Source organism: Streptomyces sp. BK208, from assembly GCF_004364245.1.
In the GTDB taxonomy this organism is placed as follows: domain Bacteria; phylum Actinomycetota; class Actinomycetes; order Streptomycetales; family Streptomycetaceae; genus Streptomyces.
This window is the reverse complement of the sequence record NZ_SOAV01000003.1, coordinates 598410-607103: the sequence shown is the minus strand read 5'-3', so window position 1 is coordinate 607103 and position 8694 is coordinate 598410. Positions and strand designations below refer to the sequence as shown.

General features: G+C 66.7%; 6 protein-coding genes. 2 read left to right on the top strand and 4 right to left on the bottom strand.

Annotated features, from left to right (window positions below; translation table 11 throughout):
- Positions 1–760: 760 nt before the first annotated feature.
- A complete protein-coding gene (locus tag EV562_RS35870; RefSeq protein ID WP_279588482.1) occupies positions 761–886 on the bottom strand; it encodes a hypothetical protein in 126 nt (41 codons plus the stop codon).
- Positions 887–1686: 800 nt separating this feature from the next.
- Between EV562_RS35870 and EV562_RS10955 the strand changes: the two genes are divergently transcribed.
- Positions 1687–3780 carry an MMPL family transporter gene (locus tag EV562_RS10955; protein WP_243860035.1) on the top strand — a complete coding sequence of 698 codons (2094 nt, stop codon included), beginning with the start codon at positions 1687–1689 and terminating at the stop codon, positions 3778–3780.
- Here the strand turns inward: EV562_RS10955 and EV562_RS10950 are convergent, their stop codons facing one another.
- The 3 genes from EV562_RS10950 to EV562_RS10940 are packed head-to-tail and all read right to left on the bottom strand — an operon-like array spanning position 3781 to position 7351.
- On the bottom strand, positions 3781–5031 hold the full coding sequence (locus EV562_RS10950; RefSeq protein WP_166661709.1) for a wax ester/triacylglycerol synthase domain-containing protein: 1251 nt from the start codon (positions 5029–5031) through the stop codon (positions 3781–3783). It lies immediately after the preceding gene.
- A gap of 17 nt (positions 5032–5048) precedes the next feature.
- A complete protein-coding gene (locus EV562_RS10945) occupies positions 5049–6170 on the bottom strand; it encodes an acyl-CoA desaturase (protein ID WP_133886515.1) in 1122 nt (373 codons plus the stop codon).
- Positions 6171–6202: 32 nt separating this feature from the next.
- Positions 6203–7351: a ferredoxin reductase gene (locus tag EV562_RS10940; RefSeq protein WP_208298331.1), complete on the bottom strand. Its 1149-nt coding sequence runs from the start codon at positions 7349–7351 to the stop codon at positions 6203–6205.
- 174 nt (positions 7352–7525) lie between these two features.
- On the opposite strand from EV562_RS10940, the gene EV562_RS10935 reads away from it, so the two are divergent.
- Positions 7526–8662 (top strand): SDR family oxidoreductase, encoded by a 1137-nt coding sequence (locus EV562_RS10935; RefSeq protein WP_133886514.1) that lies wholly within the window; start codon positions 7526–7528, stop codon positions 8660–8662.
- The last annotated feature ends 32 nt before the right edge of the window (positions 8663–8694 follow it).

Below are 8694 nucleotides of genomic sequence, written 5' to 3'. Positions count from 1 at the left end.
CACATCGTAGGCAGCTGAGAGGAACGTGCGGTCGCCTGGGGCCCTGCCCTTTTCGCTATCCACGCTGAATCCGAAGCCGTGATCACGCCAGATGCCCCAAGGCCACCCCGCCTGTGACCAGCAGTTACGGGACAGCCCTTAGCCCCGGTCGGCCAGTTTGCGGAGCTGACCGCGGACCGGCTCCAAACATGAAGACAGCTGCCCGATGGAACGGCCCCCTGCTCCATCCATCCGAGAGTTTGAACTTTCCCACCAGCCGGCGCGGTCAAGTAGTCCACCCACCGAGGCCCCATGCCACCCCGGATCCGGCTCGCACCTGCCCCGCTTCCGGATCCGGGTTCAACCATCGTCCTCTCCGCATCGCCTTCACCTGGCCGAGAGGCCCCAGCCTCCGTGACCGACGACTGACCGAACGGCTCCGTTGCCGTGCTGACATGCGAGGACACGCTATGAACCCACCCACACTGTCGTCGTGAGTGGAGGCCCGGCGCGGGGAAAACCACCCTCGCACGCGCCCTGGCCTGCGAACTCGGATGCCCCGCAATCCGTTCGGGACGAAATCAAGCAAGGCATGGTCATGGCCACTCCGGCTACCGGCGCGCCAGGAGTGATCCCCTCAACTCCCTGACCCTGGAGACCTTCTTCGGCGTCCTGACGGTGCTCCTGCGGGCCAGGGTGACGGTGGTGGCGGAAGCCGCCTACCAGGACCGGCTGTGGCGGGCGAACCTGGAACCGCTGGCGGACCTTGGCCACCTTCGAGTCATCCGCTGTACTCGCGCCTGCCGCGATCGCCCGCGACCGCATCGCCCAGCGTGCCGCTGAGAACCCCCATCGCGCCGCGCACGACGATCGCGAACTGCTGGAAGCGCTCACTCAGGGGGATCACTCACTGGAGTCCTTCGTGCCCCTCTCCCTCGACGTCCCCACCAAGGTCGTGGACACCTCTTCCGTCTGCGCCCCGAGCATCGAAGACATCGCGGCCTTCGTACGGGGTGGGACGCCGTCCTTCTGAGAGGCAGATCCCGGCTAGTCACACTCCAGGTATCCGTCCACTGCAGTTCGGCGACGGCTGCCCTCACGGACCGCCCCACGCGGCCACCCGGTCGCTGTCTCCGTGCACGGGACAAGCCAGTCGGTGTGGACCAGCGGTTCCCTGCGTGGGGGGTTCCTGACGCGGACTGGAACTGCGCTCCGGCTCCGGAAGTCTCAGCGCGGGGCTTGGTGAATCGTTCAGCGATCGCGGCAAGGCCGTTGGAAGCGAGGGGCAGGGGGACGGGGGCGCCATGTCCGGAGTGTCGGAAGCGGGTTAGTGCGGGGGTCGGCTTGCCGGCGTCCCCGTCCTGAGCCGGAAGAAGGCTGTTGCTCATGACGCTCGTTTGACGCTCCGGGCGTCTGCACGAAGGGCGACGAGCCGAGAAACCGGCTCTGACCAGCGGCTTTCTCGGATCCCTTCAGTCTGACATCTTTTCGATGACGTCGCACGTGGAGTGTGTAGCTATTCTTGAGCCTGCTGCAAAGAGGCTCTGACCTGCGGATTTCTATGGTTCTTCAGGTGCGGCCGGTGGTGCTCGACCTGTTTCCTGTGCACTTTCACCCCGCAGCACAGCTACTTCGAGCGGATTTAGCCGTTCTCCTCGACGGACGGCAAGAACAGATCCGTGGAGGAGTGGTGCGGTAGTGGCCCGGATGTCTGTGGCGCGGGCGCGGCTGGTAGTGCTCGGGGCCGTGCTCGTCGTCGCCTGCGCGGCCTGGTTGATTCCGGCCTCGGTCGCGGCGTTCGGCAGGGACGGCAGAGTGGTCGAGAGCTCGGAGGCGGTCAGAGCGCGGCACGCGGCGAAGCGTGCGGGAGTTCCGCCCGTTGATCTGGTCCTGAGGGTCACCGGTGATGGGCGAACCGGGCGTAGCGCCGCGCGGGCTGCTCAGATCGTCTCGGCCGCCTTGCCCCGCGAGTCCGGGGTGCGCGCCGTATGGTCCGGTGCCACCCGGGAGCAGTCGGCGTTGCGTTCCCGCGACGGCGCTGCCGTGCTGGTCCTTGCGAGCCTGAACGGATCCGTACACGAACGGGAGAAGACGGCCGACCGCCTGGTAACGCGGGCGCGAGCCGTTGTGCCGGCCTCCACGGTTCAAGCAAGCGGGCTGTCGTGGACGCTGGAGCGCGTGGACAGCCGTATCGAGGATGACCTGCTGCGGGCCGAACTCCTGGCGGCACCGGTCGTGTTCGTCCTGCTGCTGATCACCTACGGCTCGTTCGTGAGTGCTCTGATGCCGGTGCTGGTCGCCGGGGTCGCCGTGCTGTGCACCATCCCATTGCTCAGTGGCATGGCGCGGCTGGTGCACGTCTCGGCGTTCGCGGTGAATGCGGCTCTGGCCATCGGATTCGGCCTTGCCGTGGACTACACGCTATTTCTCCTGGCACGGTACCGGGAGGAGCTGGCCGGCGGACTGGCACGCGCCGAGGCGTTGGCCGTGGCCGTTCGTACCAGTGGTCGCTCGGTCGCCTTCTCCGCCGCCGCGGTCACGGTGTGCCTGGCCGCGGTGACGGTCGTCCCGGTGCCCCTGGTCCGGGCGCTCGCGTTGGCAGGCGTGACCGTCACGCTCCTGTCTGCCACCGTGGCGCTGCTGCTGACGCCTGCCTGCGTGGTGCTGCTGGGACCGCTGTGCGAACGAGGCGATCCCTTCCACCGCTGGCGGCGCACGAAGCTTGGCCAGGGCAGCCCTTTCTGGCGCCGGACCGCGCGAGTGGTGACCCGGCGGTGGGCTGTGGCCGGCGGTGTTGTCGTGGTCTTGCTCGGCATGATGGCGTGGCCCTTCACCCACGCTCGGCTGGGCATCATGGACCATCGCGTCATGCCCGCCTCCTCGCCCGTCGCGTCCGCCGGCGAACGGGTCCGGGCGGAGTTCGCCGGAGCGCCGGAGCAGCTGGTCACGGTGGTGCTGTCCCAGGCGGCCCCTGCGGAACGGCTGGCCGGGTACCAGCAGGCTCTGGCTGCCGTTCCGGGCGTGACCGGCGTGCGGGTGGCGGCCGGTGCGCCTGGGGCAGGAACCGTTCTCGCCGCCACGACCACGGTGCGAGCAGGAAGCAGCGGCGCCGCGGATCTGGTCAAGGCGATCCGGGCGGTCCCCGCGCCAGGGCCCGTCATGGTCGGTGGGCGAGCCGCCGAGGTCGAGGACACCCTTGCGGCCGCCAAGCGGGCGCTGCCCTGGGCGTTGGCGTTGCTGAGCGTCGGGCTGGCACTTCTCCTGGCCTTGTTCACCCGCAGCGTCGTCGCGCCCCTCAAGGCACTGGTCGTGGCCGTTGTCAGTCTCGGCGCGAGCCTGGGAGCGGTGGTTGCTGTCTTCCAGGACGGCACGGCTCGCCGCGCACTCGGAGGATTCACGGTCACCGGGACACTCGACGTCTCGCTGCTGCTGTTCACCTTGGCCATCGCCCTGGCCCTGTCGGTGGATTACGAGGTGTTCCTGCTGGGGCGGATCCGTGAGGAGTACCAGCGCGGTGCGGACAACCGGGCTGCTGTGGTGGAGGGCATCGCTCGTACCGGGCGGCTGATGACGTCCGCCGCACTGGCCGTGGCGGTCTCCACGTCGGCCATGGTCACCTCCTCCGTATCCGTGATCAAGATGATCGGGGCAGGGGTGGCCTTGGCCGCGCTCGTCGACGCCGTCCTGGTGCGCGGAGTGCTGGTGCCGGCTGTCATGGCGGCGCTCGGTCCCGCCAACTGGTGGCTTCCCGCAGCCGCACGCCGCCGCACGGGCTTGGCCGCTCCGCAGGAAGCCGCCTGATCAGCGCTCCGGGAGGAGGTTGTTCGCGCCTGGGGACGTCTTCGGCCGCGCGAGCCGTACCAGGATGTGCCGCCACAGTGCCGGAACGCTGTCCGCCTGCCAGGAGGCTCGGTATGCCAGGCCACACCGCATCACTCCCTGCGCTCGTGTGAAGGAGAGATAGGACCTCGTGCCACCCGCGAGGTTGTACATCATCGACGTTCCCAGCAGACGCGCGCCCAGACACGGGCCAACGGCGGGGAACGTCAGACTGCTGGCGATCACCGGCGCGGTACGGGGGTCCATCATCACTCTGCTTGCCCAGGCCCCTACGGCGGTCGGGGACAGCTCCAGCAACCAGCGTGCCGCATCACGTCGCCGGTGGACGCGTGCCGCTCGACTCTGTTCGACCACCCGATCCACCGCTTCCTCGAAGCTTCCCGCCGATACGGGCAGACGAAGTCGGAAAGCCACCAACTGGTTGCCGGGTGCCGTTCTGTTCCGGTCGTCACGGGTGGACATGGGAATGACGGCGTCGAAGTCGGGTGCACGGGCCTGGTTGCCGGCCGTTGTCTGTGAGGCGTTCAGCCGCAGCGCCCATGCGAAAGCCGCCAAGCAGATGTCGTTTCCCGTGCACCGAGATCTACGGGCGATCTCATGCACGATGCGCTCGGGAACTTCTTCCCACGCCCACCGCACGGGATCGCCGGGGCGTGGCAGGGGGATGGAGCGGTGCCTCCGCCTGCCGCCCAGGGAACGGGTCAGATCCTTCACGACGTTGGCACAACCAGTGGCTGTGGGCCGTTTCCGTTCCACCGGACGTAAAGGCGGCGGGGAGTCGTCACAAAGCAGAGTCAGGAGATCGTGGGCCGCGCCCATCCCGTCATGGACCGCGTGGTGGATGCGGAACGCGACCTGGAACCGGCCATCATCTCTTCCGGGTGCGCACCACAGATCCCACGCCGGTACGCCTGCTCGGAGCGGCACGGCCAACAATGCCGCAGGGAAAGCGGTGAGATCCTGGTCGACGGCCCAACGCACATGTTCCACGGGGTCGAGGCGTACCGCCGCCGTGGGGCGCAGCCTGCGTCCTCGCTGAGGCTGTGGTTGCCACAGCGCCGGGAGCGACCCCACGCGTTCGGAGACCCGTGCCACCAGGTATTCCCTGGAAGGGGGCTTCCCTTCGAGGGCCAGGAAGAAGCCCGTGACCGGTTGTGGCTCGCTGCCTTCATAAGTGAAGCTCCGGTCCACTGCGCCGAGCAGAAGGCTCACGTCGTTTCCTGTTTCATTCAAGAGGTCGTTTCGCGACGGGACCCGGTTCGTCGAAAGCGTGCCGCGACGTGTTCTTTACTCGGCAGGGCGAGCATGAAGGCTTTACGCCAAGCGCTGCCCAACTGTCGAGGGAAAGGGCCGGTGTTGTAGGGGAGCCCGTACCTGGTGCAGAGGGCCTGTACCTGAGGTGCGATTTCTCTCAGGCGACTGGAGGGCAGGTCCGGGAACAAGTGATGCTCGATCTGGTGGCCGAAGTGTCCGGTGAGAATGTGGAAGAGCTTGCCGCCGCTGAAGTTGGCACTGCACATCAACTGCCGGTAGTACCAGTGCGCGCGAGATTCGCCTTCGACCTGCTGCTCGGTGAAGGTCTGCGCGTCCTGCGGGGTGTGGCCGGTGAAAGCGGCCGAAAAGGCGACGATGTTGCGGATCAGACCCGCTGCAACGTTACCGAGCAGGGTGCTGAGGAAGAGGGGCCCGGTGAGGGCCGGAAAGAGGACATACTCTCTGAGTGCGCAGGAGCCTGCTTTGCGTCGCAGCCGCAGGAGAGTCTCACGGCTCTCTGACCACTTTCTTTTCCTGGTGACAAGTCGATCGACCTGTACATCATGGAGAGCGGCTGCTTGCTCGAAGAACACCATGATGACGAGTGTGTACAGCGGGTTTCCGAGATGGTACGGGTGCCACGGCTGGCCGTCACTCATGCGCAGCACGCTGTAGCCGATATCTCGGTCCTTGCCCAGAACATTGGTGTAGGTGTGGTGCTCGTAGTTGTGTGATCGACGCCATTCTTCGGCAGGGTACATCCATTCCCACTCGAAGGTTTTCGACTGAAGGTCGGGATCGCCGATCCAGTCGTACTGGCCGTGCAGGACATTGTGCCCGATCTCCATGTTGTCCAGCATTTTGGCGATCGCCAGACACACGACTCCTGCGATCCAGGCAGGCGGGAAGAAGCCGAAGTAGAAGAGGCCCCGCCCCGCGATCTCCAAGCGGCGTTGGGTACGCACCACCGAGCGGATGTACGCAGCGTCGCGTTCTTGTAGGTCCGCGAGCACCTGTCTGCGCATCGCGTCCAGTTCCCGCCCGAGTTCTTCCATCTGCTCCGGTGACAGCAGCGGTTCTCCGTGGTCGTGTCGCATGCACTGCCCTTCTTCCCTTCACGTTTCTTCTGTCACATGTCCAGCAGTACGTCTCCGTGGGGCACGGAGACGCAGAGCTGGATGTTCTCGTCCTGGCCGTCGGACACGGCGCCGGTCAGCAGGTTGCCCACCGAGCCCGAGATCTTTCTGGTGGTGCAGGTGTGGCAAATGCCCATCCGGCACCCGTATCTGGGCTTGGCGCCGGCGGCCTCCGCATGATCGAGGAGAGTGCCTTCGCGGGCCGGTACGGCCACTGCGCTGCGGCTGAGACGCACTACACCCTGGTCGATCGCAACCTGGCCGGCGTTGCGACTCGCAGGGCAGGCGGCGTCGAGGGCGAACAACTCCGTATGCAGCAGATCATCAATGCCTTGCTGAGCCCAGAGGTCCCTGACGGCCTGTCGCAGACGTGATCCTGAGCAGAGGTAGGTCGGGGAGGTGCGGAAGTCGGGGGCCGCTTCGAGCAGGTGCCCGATGCCGAAGGGCCCGTGCAGATCACCACCGCGTTCCCGGGCCGGAAAGACCTTGTGGACCTCGACGTTCGGGTACCGCCGGGAGAGCTCACGGAGTTCGTCTCCGTAGACGACCTCCCGAGCGGACTTCGCGTAGTGCAGGAAGGTGATGCGCCCGGCATGATTTTCGTGGCACAACGTGCGGAGCATTGACATCACAGGGGTGATGCCGCTGCCCCCGCTGATCAGCAGTAGGCGCTGTGGACGACGTTCGGGCAGTGAGAAGACGCCTCTGGCTTGCGACATCGTCATGACCGTCCCGGGCCGGGCGTTCTCCCGGAGGTAGGAGGAGACGGTCCCGGCCGGATTCGATGCCACGGTGATCTCCACCTCCGCGGTGTCGTGCGCCGAGGAGGCCGGAGAGAAGAAGCGCTGCATGAGCACACCGTTGACGTCGACCCCGAAGCGGACGTACTGGCCGGCTCTGAACCCGTTCCACGTGCCGTTCGGCCGCAATCGGATGGTCACGGACCTCGCCGTGCGGTGCTGAACATCCACGACGCGTGCCCTCACCTCGTGCACGGTCCACATGGGGTTCAAATGCTCCAGGTACCGGTCGACGCCGTGAGGAGCGGCCAGAGCTGCGACGACACGCGATCGCAGACCCCGGCGAACCGTGCTTCCCACACGGCTGCGAAGGAAAGAACGCATGGTGGCCTCCTCGGTCATGAGGTCATTTCACGGCACTCGGACGAGAGACCGGGTCGAGTGACGCGTCGCTCCAGCGCGTTCATCCGGAACGCCTCAACTGCCGACCCACTGCCGCATGGACATCACGTATTGTGTTCGAAAGGTGACGCTCTGCTTTGCCAATCGTAGCGGTCCTGTGATCTTGTACGTGCTGTGACAGTTCTGCTCACCGGAGCCACCGGATTCCTCGGCTCCCGCATCGCGCACGCCCTGATCACCACCCGCTCCGAGCCCGTCGTCGTCTTGGGGCGCGGGGATCCGTCCCGCTTGAGGAGCCGCATGGCCGACGCTCTTCAGGTGGTGGGTGAGGGCGCCTTCGACGAACGTCACGGCGGCTACCTGCGGTGCGTGAGCGGGGACGTCACGAAGCCGTGGCTGGGCCTGTCTCCCGCGCTCTATGCGCGCCTGGCCGGCGAAGTGGACGCCATCTGGCACTGCGCCAGCGACATCGCGCTGACCGGGGAACGTGAGCGGTTATACCGGGTCAACGTTCACGGCACGGCCCAAGTGCTCGCCTTCGCGGCGGCCACCCCGCCCCAGTGTCGGCTGGTGCACGTGAGCTCCATGGCGGTGGCCGGCGCCCGCCCGAGCGGCCGCGTCACGGAAAGCGATCTGAGTGACGTGCACGGCTTCGAAACTCACTACGACGCCTCGAAGTACACGGCTGAGTGCCTGGTGCGGCAGTGGGCGGAGCGGCACGGACGACCGGTGGTGGTCCTGCGTCCCAGCATCGTCGCCGCGGACCGAACGCTGCCGGAAGGCGCAGCCGGTCACTCGCTGTCCGTCCTGGGGGACATGCTGAAGGCGATGTCTCAGGAGGGCGCTCCTGGTATTCCGGCGCAGCGCCCCGGCGCGCGGCAGCTTGTTCTGCGGCTGCGAGTATCCTCCAATGCGAGTTTCAACATCGTCGGTGATCGGTACGCGACCGAGGCGATGATCCGTATCGGTCATGACCGCTGCGATCAAGACGCGACCGTCCACACTTTCCACGTGGTGCACCCCCGACCCACGCCGGTCCGTGACCTGCTTGCCGTGATCGAGAAGCAATATCCGGGTCTGCGCATCGAGTGCGCCGACGATGACGTGCCGGACCCGACAGACGCTGAACGGTTCGTGACCGCAAGCCTCACCGGCTTCCTCCGTTACTGCCGACATCAGCGGGTGTACGACTGTTCGAACGCCACCGCGGCGACCCCCGGTCTTGCCGATCCCGCCCCGATCGACGCCGTGTTCCTGCGAGGGGCCCTTGGCTTCGCCTGCCCTGACGCCCATCCGAGCCGCACGTCCTGAAAGCCGCGTTGTCGGCCCACTGCTCCCCTCCG